16 protein-coding genes are annotated in these 16,977 nt (G+C 61.4%); 5 read left to right on the forward strand and 11 right to left on the reverse strand.

What is annotated here, in order from left to right:
- Positions 1-28 precede the first annotated feature (28 nt).
- Positions 29-1,024 carry a helix-turn-helix domain-containing protein gene (locus F3H35_RS15775; protein ID WP_149780501.1) on the forward strand — a complete coding sequence of 332 codons (996 nt, stop codon included), beginning with the start codon at positions 29-31 and terminating at the stop codon, positions 1,022-1,024.
- Positions 1,025-1,123: 99 nt separating this feature from the next.
- Entirely contained in the window at positions 1,124-2,416 is a 1,293-nt protein-coding gene (pncB, locus tag F3H35_RS15780) for a nicotinate phosphoribosyltransferase (RefSeq protein ID WP_149780502.1), read from the forward strand.
- Between the two features lie 4 nt (positions 2,417-2,420).
- Here pncB and F3H35_RS15785 read toward each other — a convergent pair whose 3' ends face one another.
- The 7 genes from F3H35_RS15785 to F3H35_RS15815 all read right to left on the reverse strand — a co-directional run bounded on the left by F3H35_RS15785 (position 2,421) and on the right by F3H35_RS15815 (position 7,468).
- A complete protein-coding gene (locus tag F3H35_RS15785) occupies positions 2,421-3,035 on the reverse strand; it encodes an NYN domain-containing protein (RefSeq protein WP_149780503.1) in 615 nt (204 codons plus the stop codon).
- Positions 3,036-3,226: 191 nt separating this feature from the next.
- A complete protein-coding gene (locus F3H35_RS15790; RefSeq protein ID WP_149780504.1) occupies positions 3,227-3,517 on the reverse strand; it encodes a type II toxin-antitoxin system RelE/ParE family toxin in 291 nt (96 codons plus the stop codon).
- Positions 3,514-3,759 (reverse strand): type II toxin-antitoxin system ParD family antitoxin, encoded by a 246-nt coding sequence (locus F3H35_RS15795; RefSeq protein ID WP_149780505.1) that lies wholly within the window; start codon positions 3,757-3,759, stop codon positions 3,514-3,516. The genes F3H35_RS15790 and F3H35_RS15795 overlap by 4 nt, the downstream gene beginning before the upstream one ends.
- A 46-nt stretch (positions 3,760-3,805) precedes the next feature.
- Positions 3,806-4,225 carry an alternative ribosome rescue aminoacyl-tRNA hydrolase ArfB gene (gene arfB / locus F3H35_RS15800; RefSeq protein ID WP_149780506.1) on the reverse strand — a complete coding sequence of 140 codons (420 nt, stop codon included), beginning with the start codon at positions 4,223-4,225 and terminating at the stop codon, positions 3,806-3,808.
- A 367-nt stretch (positions 4,226-4,592) separates the two neighbouring features.
- Positions 4,593-5,516: a penicillin-insensitive murein endopeptidase gene (gene mepA, locus F3H35_RS15805; RefSeq protein ID WP_149780507.1), complete on the reverse strand. Its 924-nt coding sequence runs from the start codon at positions 5,514-5,516 to the stop codon at positions 4,593-4,595.
- Positions 5,501-6,880 (reverse strand): MFS transporter, encoded by a 1,380-nt coding sequence (locus F3H35_RS15810; protein ID WP_149780508.1) that lies wholly within the window; start codon positions 6,878-6,880, stop codon positions 5,501-5,503. Before F3H35_RS15810 ends, mepA begins: the two co-directional genes overlap by 16 nt.
- A 51-nt stretch (positions 6,881-6,931) precedes the next feature.
- Positions 6,932-7,468 carry an acyl-CoA thioesterase gene (locus F3H35_RS15815; RefSeq protein WP_149780509.1) on the reverse strand — a complete coding sequence of 179 codons (537 nt, stop codon included), beginning with the start codon at positions 7,466-7,468 and terminating at the stop codon, positions 6,932-6,934.
- A 128-nt stretch (positions 7,469-7,596) separates the two neighbouring features.
- On the opposite strand from F3H35_RS15815, the gene F3H35_RS15820 reads away from it, so the two are divergent.
- The 3 genes from F3H35_RS15820 to yaaA all read left to right on the forward strand — a co-directional run bounded on the left by F3H35_RS15820 (position 7,597) and on the right by yaaA (position 10,793).
- Positions 7,597-7,884: a YggT family protein gene (locus tag F3H35_RS15820; protein WP_149780510.1), complete on the forward strand. Its 288-nt coding sequence runs from the start codon at positions 7,597-7,599 to the stop codon at positions 7,882-7,884.
- A 74-nt stretch (positions 7,885-7,958) separates the two neighbouring features.
- Positions 7,959-9,998 (forward strand): DNA helicase RecQ, encoded by a 2,040-nt coding sequence (recQ, locus tag F3H35_RS15825; RefSeq protein WP_149780511.1) that lies wholly within the window; start codon positions 7,959-7,961, stop codon positions 9,996-9,998.
- A 33-nt stretch (positions 9,999-10,031) separates the two neighbouring features.
- Positions 10,032-10,793 (forward strand): peroxide stress protein YaaA, encoded by a 762-nt coding sequence (gene yaaA, locus F3H35_RS15830; RefSeq protein ID WP_149780512.1) that lies wholly within the window; start codon positions 10,032-10,034, stop codon positions 10,791-10,793.
- An 84-nt stretch (positions 10,794-10,877) separates the two neighbouring features.
- On the opposite strand, the gene F3H35_RS15835 is transcribed toward yaaA, so the two are convergent.
- The 4 genes from F3H35_RS15835 to serA form a co-directional block, all read right to left on the reverse strand.
- Positions 10,878-13,064, reverse strand: coding sequence for a response regulator (locus F3H35_RS15835; RefSeq protein WP_149780513.1), 2,187 nt, complete (start codon positions 13,062-13,064; stop codon positions 10,878-10,880).
- Positions 13,065-13,143: 79 nt separating this feature from the next.
- The gene (locus F3H35_RS15840) at positions 13,144-14,319 is read right to left on the reverse strand and encodes an acetyl-CoA C-acyltransferase family protein (protein ID WP_149780514.1); all 1,176 of its coding nucleotides are present in this window, start codon (positions 14,317-14,319) and stop codon (positions 13,144-13,146) included.
- Positions 14,320-14,550: 231 nt separating this feature from the next.
- Positions 14,551-15,276 (reverse strand): metallophosphoesterase, encoded by a 726-nt coding sequence (locus tag F3H35_RS15845; RefSeq protein ID WP_149780515.1) that lies wholly within the window; start codon positions 15,274-15,276, stop codon positions 14,551-14,553.
- A 95-nt stretch (positions 15,277-15,371) separates the two neighbouring features.
- On the reverse strand, positions 15,372-16,967 hold the full coding sequence (gene serA / locus F3H35_RS15850) for a phosphoglycerate dehydrogenase (RefSeq protein ID WP_149780516.1): 1,596 nt from the start codon (positions 16,965-16,967) through the stop codon (positions 15,372-15,374).
- Positions 16,968-16,977 lie beyond the last annotated feature (10 nt).

Raw genomic sequence — 16,977 nt, forward strand, 5'->3', positions numbered from 1 at the left:
GTGTCACAACAGGGAAAGGAAGATAACCATGTATCTTGAAAACCTGGAACCAGCCCCCTCCGCCGCTGTCGGCACCAGCAATGCCCGTCGCAGCCTGTCGGGAGATTTCGTGTTTCTCAGTCAGGACAGCGGCGTGGCCTATGCCGCCGAAGCCTGCATCGACGTGCTGCGCTCCGCGAACCGGCTTCTGGGTCACGAGGCCTATGGCTGGACGCATCTGCGCGCCGACGATCACGCCTGCGACGCCGCGCCGATCTGTGGCCCCGACCAGACGCTTGTCCTGATCGGCGGCACCGAGCATCCTTGGCGCCCCGCCAAATCCCACCTCACCGCCCTGCGCGCCTGCATCCGCAACGCCGCCCGCGTCTGCGTCGTCGGCTCCGCCGTCTTCGTGCCGCTGGCCGCCGGCGTGCTGGGGACCAAGCGCCTTGCCGTGCACCCCAATTTCCGCCCCGGCGTCGAGGAAACGGGCCGTGGTCTGGACCTGGCCCAAGGCGCCACCTGCCACCATAACGCGCTGAGCAGCGCCATCAGCCCTGCCGCCGCCATGCGCATGATCGTCGAGCTGGTGGGCGCGCGCGACGGCGAATTCACCCGCGCCGCCCTGTCGCGATATCTCGGCCTCAGCGAACCCGAGGCCGAAACCGGCGCCGGCGAACACTGGCGCTACAAGCGCATGGCCCAGGGCGACGAGGTGATCGGCGACGCGCTGCAGATCATGCTCGACCATCTCGAGGATACCCTGACCGTCGGTCAGATCGCAGGCCTCCTCGACGTCTCCCCCCGCAAGCTCGAACGCGGCTTCCGCGATCTGCTCGAACAGACCCCCCTCAAGGTCTATCGCGATCTGCGGCTCGATCGCGCCCACAGCCTTCTCGCCCAGACCTCCCTGCCGGTGAACGAAGTCTCCGTGGCCTGCGGGTTTTCCAACGTCACCCTGATGAAGAAATGGTTCACCCGCAAATACGGCCAAACCCCCGATCAGGTCCGCCGCCACGCCTTTGCCGGCAGCGCCGCCGCCTGATCCGCCCCGCGCATGGGGGCGCGCCGGATGACGTGCGCCCTTGCCAGCCTCATCCCCCTTTGATTTAACCGGCCCGGACCCAACATACCGGAGGCCGGCATGGTCGACATCGCCACCCGCGTCTACAATCACCGCTGGAAGATGGACCCGATCGTCCGCTCCCTGATCGACACCGATTTCTACAAGCTGCTGATGTGTCAGTCGGTCTTTCGCAACAAGCCCGACACCATCGTCACGTTCAGCCTCATCAACCGCACCAAATCCGTCCGCCTGGCCGAGCTGATCGACGAGGGCGAGCTGCGCGCGCAACTCGATCACATACGCTCTCTCTCGCTCAGCCGGGGGGAATCCACATGGCTGCGGGGCAACACATTCTATGGCCAACGCCAGATGTTCACCCCCGAATTCATGGAATGGTTCGAGGCCCTCCGCCTGCCGCCCTACCATCTCGAAAAGCGCGACGGCCAATACGAACTCACCTTCGAAGGCAAATGGCCCGAGGTCATGCTGTGGGAAATTCCCGCCCTCTCCGTCCTGATGGAGCTGCGCGCCCGCGCCGTTCTCGGCCGTATGGAGAAATTCGAACTGCAGGTGCTCTATGCCCGAGCCATGACCAAGCTGTGGGAAAAGGTCGAACGCCTGCGCCCGCTCCCCGATCTGCGCATCGCCGATTTCGGCACCCGCCGCCGCCATTCCTTCCTCTGGCAGGACTGGTGCGTGCAGGCCATGCGCGAGGGCCTGGGCGACGGTTTCGTCGGCACCTCCAACTGCCTGATCGCCAAGAACCGCGATCTCGAGGCGATCGGCACCAACGCCCATGAACTGCCCATGGTCTATGCCGCCCTGGCCGAAACCGACGCCGAACTGGCGCAGGCCCCCTACAAGGTGCTGGCCGACTGGCACGAGGAGCATTCGGGCAATCTGCGCATCATCCTTCCCGATACATACGGCACCGAAGGGTTCTTGCGCGCCGCGCCCGACTGGCTGGCCGGCTGGACAGGCATCCGCATCGATTCCGGCGATCCGGCAACCGGCGCCGAGGTGGCGATCCGCTGGTGGCAGGACCGTGGCGAGGATCCCCGCAAGAAACTCATCATCTTCTCCGACGGTCTGGACGCCGACAAGATCATCGAACTGCACCGCCGCTTCCATGGCCGCGTCAAACTCAGCTTCGGCTGGGGCACGCTGCTGACCAACGATTTCCGTGGCCTGACCGAAGGCGACGCCCTCGCGCCCTTTTCGCTGGTCTGCAAGGCGGTGGCCGCCGATGGCCACCCCACCGTCAAACTCTCCGACAACCCCAACAAGGCAATGGGCCCGGCTGACGAAGTCGCCCGCTACAAACGCGTCTTCGGCGTGGGCCAGCAAGAGGCGATGGCGGTTGAGGTTTAGGGTATCAAATGAAACCGTCAGTATGAGCTTTTAGCTCTCGTTTCACACCGTGATCCATATGGGCGAGTATGACTCGCACGCCCTCGCGGCGCGCGAATTTGAAAGCGGGTATGAAGTCGCTGTCCCCAGTTACAACAACGATTGTCCGAACCATTTGGCGTAAAGACAATCGGGCAATATCCAGACCGATCCTGAGATCAACGCCCTTTTGTTCTATGTCGAGCATGAAGTCTTTTTCTTCCAAAGGCCGACTGGCCAGATCATCTTGGTGCATAACCCTATAGTTGAGTTTGTAACCTCTCGGCGACAGCTCTCCGGCGCGCAAAGATATGTTTGGCTGCAGTTCCAATTTTTGGAGAAATGCTTTGTTGCGCGTAAATACGTCTGTTTCTGCAAGATTTACCGTTTGTTTTGTCACAGGGTGCTTCACTTTACCCGATGCAGGATACGCATCGTAATAATACGTCCTAAGTAACTCAAATCCCGAAAGAAGTTCATTTTCTTTCAGCTCATCGATCGCGTGTAAAACGTCGTCTACATCCGGCGTTTTATTCAGGCGCTGTTTCAGTTTTCTTGTGAAAAAACCACCATCAATCAATATCGCATATCGATGATCCATGAAAAAAATCGACTCCGTACATTCGCGTTATGGTTGCCCATAAACTTTGATAAACGGCGAATGGTACGGAGTCTATTTTTGTATTCAGAGATTTTCCAATCTCTATGGGCAGCATATAAGAAAGAATGGGAGAATGTGTAGAGTCAAAAATGCAACACCTTCGGCGCCGACGATTCGCACAGAGCGGTACTTCAAATCCACCGATCCACATCCATCCGCTGATGCAGCACCCGGATAACTATGATCTTGTCCGGCGTCTGTCTGAACACCACCAGATGACGTTCCGCCACTGCCAGGCGATAACCCGGCTTGGCATTATCTGCGCGACGTGACACCGTCTGACCATCCTGCAAGCCTTTGATCACGCTCCGAAGGGACGCAACATAAGCATCGGCCTGCGCACGGCCCCACTCCGAAAAACTATATAGCCAGATATCTTCCAGATCGTTTCGCGCTTTTGGGGAAAGTTCGAGCGCCTTCATGCAAGATGCTTGGCATGCATCTCCGCCAGAAACTCATCGAAATCGAAGGTTTCCGGTGGTCCGCTCGCCTCGCCCTCGGCGATCGCCGCCCGAAGCCGCTCCAGCTTTTCCTCTTCCATTTCCAACATCCGCAACCCTGCACGCACCACGTCGCTGGCCGACGCATAGCGCCCACTTTCCACCGCACGGGTTATGAAATCGTTAAAGTGATCGCTCAAAACGACCGAGGTGTTGCGCGCCATGGCCTGTCTCCTTCGCTACCCAATATACCAATCCTTGGTACCCGGCTCAATCCTCCCCCTCGACCTTCCCGCGCATCGCCTTCACCTCGCCGCGTACCTTCTTGGCCTTCAGCCGCCGTTTCTTCGATCCCAGTGTCGGCCTTGTGGCCACCCGGCGCTTGGGCGCCACCAACGCCTTGCGGATCAGCTCGGCCAGCCGTTCGCGGGCGATCTCGCGGTTGCGGGCCTGAGATCGGGTCTCCTCCACCTGGATGATGATCGCGCCCTCCTTGGTCCAGCGCCGTCCTGCAAGCCGTTGTAAGCGCCGTTTGACAACATCCGGTAAATGCGGCGAGCGCTCCGCCTCGAAACGCAACTCCACCGCCGTCGAGACCTTGTTGACATTCTGCCCCCCCGGCCCGCTGGCGCGGATGAACTGTTCGGTCAGTTCCCAGTCCTCGATGGTGATCGTATCGGTGATCTTCATGCGGTCTTTCGCAGGCAGTTGTGTACGGGATGGACACAAATTCGCCCCTCGGGTCCGAATTTCGTCCTGAACGCGGGGTGGTTTCGTACGGATCGTACCAAACCCAAAGGGCCGTTCCGATCCCGGAACGGCCCCCTAAAGGCTAGCGAAGGTGGCCCGGTTAGGACGCACCAATTCGGGGGATCATCGCCCCAGGGACTGCCCTAGGACGCACCCTCCCAAACTGTTCCGGCACCTCGCTCCAAATCCTTTATAGACACTGGACCACCTCCTTTCGCTTTGTTGAACTTATCCCCAGCCTGCCACAGATTTTCGGCGTGTCAAAACAAAATGCGGTAGCTCGTGAGAATTTTTCCGCAGGATATGGTCAGTCTGCCTGCAAAACCGCCACGCATTGCCCCGGCAGGTCCGCCATGGTCAACTCGCGGCGCGGTTTCGGCTTGGGGGCGTTCGGATCAGGCGGCGGCGGGTTGAGGATATTGCTCACCCATTCCTGCGCATCCGCGCAGCCATCCCCCGGCGGCGGCGCCTCCTGCTCTACGCAAGACGCTGAATTCGAAGGACATTTCAGGCGCACATGGAAATGGTAGTGATGCCCCCACCAGGGACGGACCTTGCGCAGCCAGCTTTTGTCGCCGGCCTCGTCCTGGCACATCCGCACCTTGGCGCCCGGAAAAACAAAGATCCGGTCCGTCCTCGGATCCTTCGCCGCGGCCTTGATGATCTCATGATGCGCCCGGCTCCATTCCCCGTTGGTATAGGCCCCGTTCGCCCGCTGCATCGAGATCGACGAAATGCTCTCCCGCTCCGCCCGGCTCAGCGTCAACCGATCCGCCGGCCTCATCCAGATATCCGCATCCATCCCGATCTGATGACTGCGATGCCCCGTCAACATCGGCCCGCCCCGCGGCTGGCTGATATCGCCGACATAAAGCCCGCTCCAGCCGGGTTGCGTCGCTGCGAAACGGGAAAGATCCTGAATGAAACCAATGGTTTCTGGATGTCCCCAGTTGCGGTTCCGGCTGAGCCTCATGGCCTGCCATGTCGGCCCGGTCTCGGCAAGTTGCATACCGCCGGCGAGACAGCCCTTGGCATATCCGCCAAATGGTTCGGCCGCCTGGCGTGACCCGTCGGGCGCGTTTCCGAACAACTGCTTGGCATGCACGCCCACCATCGCGGCGGGGATGTTCTGTGTCGAGACGACCTGACGCGGTGCGGAGATGTCCTGTGGCGTCGCGTTGCACCCGGCCAGGATCAGGCCCAAGGCCATCAGTTTCAGGAAGCGATCCATGTCTCACTGTCTCCCTTCGGTTGAACCCACCGTAGCAGCACCAGACCGATCAGGAAAAGAACAATCACCGGAGAAACACCGATGCGCGCACTCTCGCTAAGGGCTGTGACGGTTCCGATCAGGGCTGGCGCCAGAAAGGCGGTGGCTCGACCCGACAGCCCATAAAGTCCAAAGCTTTCGGTCGGCGCCTTGGGGTCGGTGTGGCGCACCATCAGCGACCGGCTTGCCGCCTGCAAAGTACCACCAAACCCGCCGATCAGAACACCGCAGCCGAAGAAGATGATGTCGGGCAGTCTTGATCCATCGGCCAGCGCTATCCCGAAAAGCTGCTCGCGGTCCATGCCCACCACGATCACACAGACCATGATCAGCGCCCAAACCGATGCGATGATCACCGGCTTGGGGCCAAAGGCGCGGTCCGCCTTGCCCCCGATCCAACTGAATACGGCGGCAGCAATCGCGCCGATGATCCCGAAGATCCCGATGAAGACGAGCGGCCAGTTCAGAACCAGAGCCGCATATGTCCCGCCAAACCCATAAAGCCCGTTCAGCGCATCGCGATACATCATCGATGACCCCAGATAGGCCGACAAGCTGATGCGGCGGCGCAGGGACTTCACCGACTTGACCAGCAGGGCCATCGCATCGCCGACACCTTTGCCCTGTGCGGGAGGTCCGACATCCCTGACCCACAGAAAGTAAGGGATCATGAAGATCACGAACCATATCGCCACGAAAGGCCCTACAAAGCGCGTGCCTTCTTTCTGCGTGGCATCGAGACCAAAGGCCGGGTCAAGCCCGATCAATGTCTTGCCCGAGGGTTGTTCCACGAACAGCAACAGCATGATGATCAACGACAGCACGCCACCCACATAGCCGATGGCGAACCCGGATCCCGACAAGGCGCCTACCTCTTCCTTGGAGCCAAGCGAGGGTAACTGCGAGTTGATGAAGATCAGTGCATATTCGGCCCCGATGAAGCCGATGCCGAACGCGGTCAGGGCCAGCCACATGTTCGATCCGTCAGGCTGCGTCCACCACAGCCCGGTCGCCCCAATCACATAAAGCACCGAAAATCCGATGATCCATGGCAACCGGCGGCCTGTCGTATCCGCAAGCGCCCCCATGAAGGGCGCACCGAAGCCGATGATGAGCCCTGTAATCGTCAGGCATAGCGACCACAGGCTTTGGGCCCTGGCATCGGCGGCCTGTTCGTCAAGGCCGGACGCCATGAAGTATTCGGCGGCGGTAGCGGCAAAGAAAGGGCCGAAGATGAACGTGATCAACAGCGTATGGTAAGGCTGGCTTGCCCAATCGAAAAAGAACCAACCCCAGATACGCTTACGCTTTGAAATACCGGTCATGCTCGCCTCTTGTTTGACAAGATATGACAGGCTCCTTGCGGTTCTATCAAGCTATTCCTGCGCAGGCGGCCAGGGTCTTTGCGCTTCGGCCGCGATCCACGCACTGACCCACTCGGGCGCTTCCGGCACGGGTGCCGTTTGGCCCATGACATCGAAGACCCTTGCAGGCGGCACGATCCCGGCCTTGCCGGTCACGGCGATCCGCAAAAGAATGTGGTTGGCGCAGTCTCCATCGGGTTTCCACATAGACTGTTCGATATAAACGAAACGGTCATCCCAGAACACCACGCGCGATCGCATCGTTATGCGTTCGAACATGCGAATTCGGCGTCGATACCTGACGGATGCACCCGCCACAGCAAGCCCCCAGCCTTGCGGCTTGATCGCGTCGATCAGCCCGATGCGCTGTGCAAGGGGGATACGCCCCAGATCGAACAGGGTCAGGGTCCGACCGTTGTTCAATTCCATCCACATGTCGATGTCCCAAGGCAGGCAGATATGGCTCGAGACATGAACCCCGGTCGCTGCGAGGGGCGGATCTTTGCGGTGCTTGAACATCTGCCAGAACAGGCGCGGGGCTGGATACATCTGAAGCTCCTTTCTTTGCGGGTTTTCTGCCCGCGGCACGGCGGCGTCAACCGCAACCCGGCGTCAGGCTTGCGCTTTGCCGCCGGCGCGCTTAGGTCTTGGGCGTTTCGCGGTTGAAGGACACTCCCATGCAATCCCTGTTTCAGATCCTCATGCTCCTGCTTGATGTGCTTTGGTTCTTCATCATTGCGCATGTCGTGATGAGCTGGCTGATAAACTTCCAGGTGCTGAACCTGCATCAGCAATTCGTGGCGCAGATCTGGTACATGCTCAACCGCATCCTGGAGCCGATCTATGGCCCGATCCGGCGGATCCTGCCATCCATGTCCGGTATCGATCTGGCGCCCCTCGTGGCCTTGATCGCGGTCTATGCAATCCGCATCATCCTGATGAACAATGCGGCGGCCTTTTACTGACCAGCCTCTTGTTCCGCGATTCCGAGTGTGAAAAAGTCCTGCCAAGAGCAGAGTTAAAGACAGACAGGACTTTCATGCCGGGCGCGACCACGCTTTTGCGCGACATCTTTGGATTTGATGCGTTCCGCCCCGGGCAGGAAGACATCGTCGATGCCGTGGCACAGGGCGAAAACGTGCTGGCCATCATGCCGACGGGTGGTGGCAAATCCCTTTGTTTCCAACTGCCCGCTCTGATGCGCGAGGGTGTGACGGTGGTGATTTCACCGCTGATTGCGCTCATGCGGGATCAGGTCCGCGCGCTGCGCGAGGTCGGGGTAGAAGCTGGGGCGCTGACGTCGGGCAACACCGAAGAGGAAACATCTGCCGTCTGGGACGCTTTGGACAAGGGGCGGCTCAAGCTTCTTTATATCGCGCCGGAACGGCTTGCGGCCGGATCGTCCATGACCATGTTGCGGCGCATCGGTGTCAGCCTGATCGCGGTGGACGAAGCCCATTGCGTCAGCCAGTGGGGCCATGATTTCAGGCCGGATTATCTGCGGATAGGGGAATTGCGACGGGCGCTTGGCGTGCCGCTGGCCGCCTTCACCGCCACGGCCGATGCCGAAACCCGCGCCGAGATCGTCGAAAAGCTGTTTGATGGTCAACCGCCGCAAACCTTCCTGCGTGGTTTCGACCGGCCCAATATCCACCTCGCCTTCAGCCCCAAGGACAGCCCTCGCCGGCAGATCATGGATTTCGCCGCGGCGCGCAAGGGACAGTCCGGCATCATCTATTGCGGAACGCGCGCCCGCACCGAAAGCCTGTCCAGGGCCTTGTGCGAAAGTGGCCACAACGCGTGCCATTATCACGGCGGCATGGACCCCGAAGGCCGGCGCGAGGTCGAGACCCGGTTCAACACCGAGGACGGATTGATCGTGGTTGCAACGGTGGCCTTCGGGATGGGCGTGGACAAGCCCGATATCCGTTGGGTCGCACATGCCGATCTGCCGAAGTCGATCGAAGCTTATTATCAGGAAATCGGCCGCGCCGGTCGCGACGGGGCGCCAGCGGAAACCCTGACCTTGTTCGGCCCCGACGACATCCGCCTGCGCCGATCCCAGATCGACGAGGGGCTTGCCCCGCCGGAGCGCCGCATGGCGGATCACGGCAGGCTGAACGCGCTTCTGGGGCTGGCCGAGGCTTTGGAATGCCGCCGTGCCAATCTCTTGCGCTATTTCGGTGAAGAGGCGACCGCCTGTGGCAATTGCGATCTTTGCGACACGCCGCCTGAGACGTTCGACGGAACCGAGGCCGTGCGCAAGGCGCTATCGGCCATATTGCGCACCGATGAACGGTTCGGCGCGGGGCATCTGATCGATATCCTGACAGGCAATGCGACCGACAAGGTCCGCCAGAGGGGTCACGATCAGCTGCCCACATTCGGTGTGGGGCGCGACATCGACAGGCGGGGCTGGCAGGGTGTGTTCCGGCAAATGATGGGGCATGATCTGGTGCGTCCCGACCCCGAGCGTCATGGCGCGCTGCGCATGACCGAGGCCGCGCGGCCGATCCTGCGCGATGAACAGCCGATCACCCTGCGCCGCGACACGCTGGTTTCCAAATCGAACCGCCCCGCGGTGCGCGCGCTTGTATCGGACGAGGATGCGCCGTTGCTGTCGGCGCTCAAGGCCAAGCGCCGGGCGCTGGCCGAGGCCGTCAAGGTGCCTGCCTATGTGGTGTTCGCCGATCGCACCCTGATCGAAATGGCCGAGACCCGCCCTGTGACGCTGGATCAGATGGCCCGGATCAGCGGCGTCGGCGCCAAGAAACTGGAACGCTATGGTGATGCCTTCCTGTCGATCATCAATGGCGAGGCGGAGGCATTGCACCCCAAGCGGCGCAAGCTGGCGGGGCGCGCGGCGGGGTCGCTGTACGATCAGCTTCTCGAAGTGCAGGCCGATCTTGCGCGCGGCGAGGGCGGCATCGACAAGCCGCTGAGTTGTTCGGCCTCGCTTCTGGCGCGGGTCGCTTCGAGCCGGCCGCGTGATCTGGGCGAGCTGACCCGCATCTTGGGCGAACGGCGGGCCGAAAGGTTTGGCCCGGCATTTCTGGACGTTCTGCACACGGCGGACTAAATCCTGCTCAACTCATAGCAAGGGACTTTTCACATGCTGGTTGTCGTTTCCCCCGCCAAGAAGATGGACATGGACCCGGTGGAGGGGATCACCCCCACACGCCCGATGTTTCGCGCCGAGGCGGATGAGCTGGCCGGTGTGGCGCAGGGCCTTTCGGTGGATGCGTTGCAAAAGCTGATGAAGATCAGCGAGAACCTGGCCAAGCTGAACCGGGACAGGTTCAGCGAATTCGGCTCGATGGCGGAAAAGCCCGCGGCGCTGGCCTTTGCCGGTGACACGTATCAGGGGCTTGAGGCGACGTCGCTGGAACCTGAGGAAATGGCTTGGGCGCAGGATCATTTCCGCATTCTGTCGGGCCTTTATGGCCTGCTTCGGCCTCTGGACGCGATCGAGCCTTACCGGCTGGAAATGGGCAGCCGCCTGAACACCGCCAAAGGCAAGACGCTTTATGAATATTGGGGCGACAAGATTTCCCGCGCCCTCAATGAACAGGCGGACCAGATCGGCGCCGAGGTGCTGGTCAATTGCGCCAGCCAGGAATATTTCGGCGCGGTCGATCCCAAGGCGCTCAAGCTGCGGGTGGTGACGCCGGTGTTCATGGAGGACAAGCCGGGTGGCCCCAAGATCGTCAGCTTCTACGCCAAAAGGGCGCGCGGGGCGATGGCGCGGTATATCATCCAGCGCCGGTTGACCGATGCCGAGGCCCTGACCGAGTTCGACACCGGCGGCTATCGCTATCGGCCCGATATGTCCGAGCCTGACAAACCCGTATTCGTGCGCGCCGAGAGCGACTGAAGCGTTTCGCCTTTAACCTGAGGCATCAGCTAAAGGCGAAACGCGCGCAACGATTGAACAGAGCCCTGCATTTCGCGAAACGCTTCAGGCGCTGGCCGCTTGCTGCTCTGGAGGAGCGCAGACCGCGGCGCACGGATCCAGGGCACGCTCTGGCCGAGCCTTGAGAATGTGTTCGATGATGGCATCCTTTCGCAGCGGTTTGGTCATGTAGTGGTCCAGTCCGGCCGACAGGATCTCGGTTTTGTCGCTGCCAAGGGCATGGGCCGTCATGGCGATGATCGGGACATGGCGCCCGGTGCTCTTTTCGAGGGCGCGGATATGGGCGGTTGCCTCTTTCCCGTCCATTCCGGGCATCGAGATGTCCATGAAAACGATATCGGGCCTGACTTCACCATAAAGATCGACAGCCTGTCGGCCATCTTCGGCAAAATGAAGCTCGATGTTGAGATCCTTGAGCATGGAGGAAAAGACCAGCCGGTTGATCCGGTTGTCTTCGGCGGCAAGAACGCGCATCGGGCGCGCAGGCTCCGGAGGGGCTGCCTTGTGCAAGGCCGCAAGAAGATCGCTACGGGTTGCGGGCTTTTGAAGAACTGCCGCCAGCAAGGGTCTGGCGGGATCAACATAGGTGCCCCCTGCCAAGGGGCTGAGCAGGACGATCGGTACATCCTGCCCGGCTTCGCGCAGGGCTTCGGCAAGCTCCATACCGTCCATGCCGGGCATGTGATGCTCGCTCAGGATCAGATCGGTCGCGCCGGCCAGTTCAAGCGCCTGCGCACCGCTTGAACAACCGCGCACGTCGAGGCCCATGGACGCCAGTTGTTTTTCAAGGATCGTGCGGCTGACCTCCTGCGGATCCACGATCAGGACGCGGCGCAGGCTGTCGGGCAGGCGGAGCTTGTCGGGGTCCAGACGCTCGTGCACGGGCAGGTTCAGCGAAATCCCGAAGGTGGAGCCGCGCCCTTCTTCGGAGTCGATCCATATATCGCCCTGCATCATCGCAATCAGCTTGCGCGAGATTGCAAGACCCAAGCCAGTGCCCTCGAACCGGCGGTTCTTGGCATCCTCGACCTGATTGAATTCGCCGAAGATATGCGCCTGTTTGTCGGGCGCTATGCCGATGCCGGTATCTTCGACCGTGATGCGCAGATGCGCGATGGCGTCTGCATGGTCAGGGGTTTCGGTCGCGGCTTCGGGTATACCGACAACGCGGACAAGCACATGACCCTGTTCGGTGAATTTGACCGCATTGCCGATCAGATTGGTCAAAACCTGCCGGATGCGCCCCGGATCGCCGTGAAACCGGGTCGGCAGGAACATGTCGTAATCCACCAGAAGCTCCAGCCCCTTGTCGCGCGCATTGGGTTGCAAGAGCATCACCAGTTCATGCACCGTGCGTTCGAGATCGAAAGGTTCCTCGTGCAGATGCAGTTTCTCGGCTTCGATCTTGGAGTAATCCAGAACGTCGTTGATGATGACCAGAAGCGCCTCGCCGGATTTGCGGATCGTGTTGGCGTAAAGAGTCTGTTCCTCGGTCAGGTCGGTATCCATGAGCAGTTCGGCCATACCCACAACGCCATTCATCGGTGTGCGGATCTCATGGCTCATGTTGGCAAGAAACGAGGATTTGGCATGATTTGCCGCCTCGGCACGGCGGCGGGCATCTTGCAGTTCCTTTTCGCGCAGGATCGTTTCGGTGATGTCCAGCGCAAGGCTGACCACGTCCCCGCCATGACCGCGTTCGTCGATCAGCTTGATATAGGCGCCATTCCAGAGGCGGATCACCTCGGGTTCGGGGGCGTTGCCCTGCCAGCGGTCAAGCATCCGCTCGCGCCATTGGGCGGGCGGGGTGTTTCCGATGTTGACGATGCCCTCTTCGGTCAGGAATTGCAGGATTTCGATATAGCTGATGCCGGGCTTGACGGCTTCGAGCCCGTCGAACACTGCCAGCCATGAATCATTGGCCGCGATCATCCGGCTGTCGGCGTCGAAAAAGGCAAAGCCGTCACGGATCGTCTGGATCGAGTGCCAAAGCCGCCGTTCGGCGATTTCGACCTTCTGTTTGGCGGCGGTCAGGTCGGATTTGACGCGCAGGTTTTCATTTCTGACGGTTTCAACCTCGGCCCGCGTCTCGACGATCTGGTCGTTCAGCCGTTCCGCATGCTTTCCCAGCTTGCGGTTTGCGGCCTGCAATTCCGCCTGTTTTTGTTCCAGCAACCGTTCGGCTGCCAGCCGTGCGCGCCGTTCTTCGGCAAGTTTGTTGGCAAGGCTCATGCCCTGTCCTCCGACAGCCCTGTCCCGGGAATGCCGTCAGACTCCGCGATTAAAGTGAACAACCCCTTAAGGTAACGCGTCAGAGCCGTTCGAAAGCCAATGCAATGCCCTGTCCGCCACCGATGCACATGGTTACCAGCGCGCGCTTGCCCCCGGTTCTTTGCAGTTCGTAAAGCGCCTTGATCGTGATGATCGCGCCTGTGGCGCCGACCGGATGACCAAGTGCGATCGCTCCGCCATTGGGATTGACCCGGGCAGGGTCCAGCCCAAGCGCGTTGTTGACGGCCAGCGCCTGTGCCGCAAAGGCCTCGTTGGATTCGATGACATCGAAGTCATCCGCCGTAAGTCCGGTCTTTTGCAGCAGTTTTTGCACGGCGGGCACTGGGCCGATGCCCATCACATCGGGGCGCACACCGGCATGGGCATAGCCCAGAATACGCGCCTTGGGCGAGAGGCCAGCCGCCTTGGCGGCGTCGGCGCGGGCGATGATCATGGCGGCGGCCCCGTCGTTGAGTCCGCTGGCGTTTCCTGCGGTCACGGTGCCGTCCTTCTGGAAGGCGGGGCGCAAGCCGGCAAGGGCTTCGGCGGTGGTGGGCTTGGGGTGCTCATCGGTGTCGAAAGACGCGGTGTCGCGACGGATCTTGACCTCGACCGGGACGATCTGATCCTTGAAGTACCCGGCCTCCATGGCGGCGGCGGCGCGACGCTGGCTTTCGAGAGCGAAGGCGTCCTGTGCGGCGCGGTCGATGCGATGCTCGGCGGCGACATTTTCGGCGGTGATGCCCATATGCCCGGTTCCGAACGGGCAGTTGAGAGCACCCAGCATCATGTCGAGCGTGCGCACATCCCCCATCTTGGCGCCCCACCGCTGGTCAGGAATGATAAAGGGCGAGCGGCTCATGCTTTCGGCGCCACCCGCCAAGGCGAAATCGGCATCCCCCAGCATCAGGGATTGCACTGCCGAAACAATGGCTTGCGCGCCCGACCCACAGAGCCTGTTGACGTTCATCGCGGGTGTGGTGTCGGGGATGCCTGCGGTCATGGCGGCGACCCGGCTGAGATACATGTCCTTGGATTCGGTGTTGATGACATGGCCGAAAACGACATGGCCGATCTGTTCGGGTGCGACACCGGATCGCTGCATCGCTGCGGTGGCGACGGCGGCGCCAAGCTGGGCGGGAGGTGTGGCCGCGAGCGCGCCGCCGAAGGTGCCGATGGCGGTGCGTGCGCCGTCGAGAATAACGATATCGGTCATGGCGTGGTCCCTTTGTGACATGCGTTGCCGCAAGGTAGCGGGGCAGGGGGGCGGAGTGCAATGCGGACGTGCCGTCACATGATGCGGAGGGGATAGGCCGCGAATCGGGTTAATGCTTGGAAAAGGCGGGAAAATACGGGTTCGGTATAACGTCGGTATCGCATCGGTATAACGTCGGTGCGGGATCGGTGCCGCGACGGGGTTAACGCGGCGCGCGGTCGCGGTGCCGGATCAGGGCACCAACGCCACGCGACCGGCGTCTGTCAGCAGCCAGCACGCGCGCCCTTCGAACACCGCAGGACAGAGCGGGCGGCCCCAGCCTGCGCCGCCATCCAGATTGACGCGGTTGCCGTAATGGCATGGCGCGTCAAGCGCGGTGTGGCCATGCACGACAAGCGGGCCATGATCGCGCGGATCGCTGAGGAACGGCTCGCGAATCCACATCATGTCCTCGCCTGTCTGCAGAGACAGGGGCACGCCGGGGCGGATGCCCGCATGAACAAAAAGAAGCCCCGGTTCCTGATGGCAGAGCGGCAACCGGGCGAGAAAATCGCGATGTGCCTGCGGAATGGCGGCACGGGCATCGTGCAGGATATCGGCCAGCGCGCGGTCGTCGGTGTCGATGCCGTAACTGGCCAGCGTCGTATCGCCGCCAAGGCGGGGCGCGATCCATGGCAAGTCGGGGTGGCCCTTGCTGGTGAAGGCGTCGCCATCATCGAGAAACCGGGTCACATAAGTATCGTGATTGCCGCTGAGCACGATCCAGTCACGCCCCCGCGCCAGCCCGTCAAGGATCAGGTCGATCACCCCGCGACTGTCGGGGCCGCGATCCACCAGATCGCCCAGAAAGACCACCCGCGCCCGCGCGCCGCCATCCGCCTCGATCCGTGCCAAGGCGTCTTCGAGCATGGCGCGCTGGCCGTGAATATCGGGGATGACATGGATCGGTCGGGTCATGCCCGCAGCATGACGCGGTGCAGGGGGCGCTGCAAAGAAAAACGGCCCGGGCACGCGATGATGACCGGGCCGCTTGGGCGTCAATGTGACAGCGGTTAGGCCACGTCGAATTGCAGCGCGCGCACCTGCTGGAACTTGCCGGTGGCTTCCAGCTTCTTGATGACCGCGGGTTCGATCGGGGCATCGACATAGAGCAGCGCGATCGCCTCGCCGCCGGCATTCGAGCGGCCGAGGGTGAAGTTGGCGATGTTCACGCCGTTTTCACCCATCGTCTGACCGAGCGTGCCGATGATGCCGGGCTCGTCATTGTTGGTGGTATAGAGCATGTGGCGCCCGATCTCGGCGTCGATATTGATGCCTTTGATCTGAATGAAACGCGGTTTGCCATCGCTGAACACCGTGCCGCCGATGGAGCGTTCGCGCTTGTCGGTCACGACCGTCAGCTTGATATAGCCTTCGAACGCGCCGGACTTGTCCTGTTTGGTGGTGCTGATCTTGACGCCGCGTTCCTTGGCGACCACGGGGGCGGAGACCATGTTCACCTCGGGATTGACCGATTTCATGATCCCGGCAATGGCCGAGCAGGTCAGTGCCTCGAGGTTCATGTTGGACACGACACCGTCATAGAGAATGTTGATCGCCTTGATCGGCTCGTCTGTCATCTGGCCAATGAAATTGCCCAGATGATCCGACAGCTTGATCCACGGGCCCATGACCTTGGCCTCTTCGGCGGTGACCGAGGGCATGTTGAGCGCGTTGCTGACAGCACCGGTCAGAAGATAATCGGACATCTGCTCGGCCACCTGAAGCGCCACGTTTTCCTGTGCCTCGGTGGTGGCCGCCCCCAGATGCGGTGTGCAGACCACGTTGGGCAGGCCGAACAGCGGGTTTTCCGTGGCCGGCTCCACCGCGAACACATCAAAGCCCGCCCCGGCGACATGGCCGGAGGTCAGCAGATCGGCCAGCGCCTGCTCATCGACCAGCCCGCCGCGTGCACAGTTGATGATCCGCACGCCCTTCTTGGTCTTCTCAAGGTTTTCGCGGCTCAGGATATTGCGGGTCTGATCGGTGAGCGGCACATGCAGGGTGATGAAGTCGGCACGCTTGAGCAGCTCGTCCAGCTCGACCTTTTCGACACCCATCTTGTCGGCCTTTTCCTGACCGAGGAAGGGGTCATAGGCCACCACCTTCATCTTGAGACCACGGGCACGGTCGCAGACGATGCCACCGATATTGCCCGCGCCGATCACGCCGAGCGTCTTGCCGGTCAACTCGACACCCATGAACTTGGATTTTTCCCATTTGCCGGCCTGAGTGGAGGCGCTGGCCTCGGGGATCTGGCGGGCCACGGCGAACATCATGGCGATGGCATGTTCGGCGGTGGTGATCATGTTGCCGAAGGGCGTGTTCATGACGATCACGCCTTTTTTCGACGCGGCGTCCTTGTCGATATTGTCGGTGCCGATCCCGGCGCGGCCGATCACCTTGAGATTGTCGGCGGCTTCGAGGATCTTGTCGGTCACCTTGGTGGCCGAGCGGATGGCGAGACCGTCATACTGCCCGATCACTTCGCGCAGCTTGTCCTTGTCCTTGCCCAGATCGGGCATGAAATCCACGTCGATGCCGCGATCACGGAAGATCTGCACGGCGGTTTCAGAGAGTTTGTCGGAGACGAGTACCTTGGGAGCCATTTTCGTGGTC

The organism is Roseovarius litoreus (assembly GCF_900142765.1).
GTDB lineage: Bacteria > Pseudomonadota > Alphaproteobacteria > Rhodobacterales > Rhodobacteraceae > Roseovarius > Roseovarius litoreus.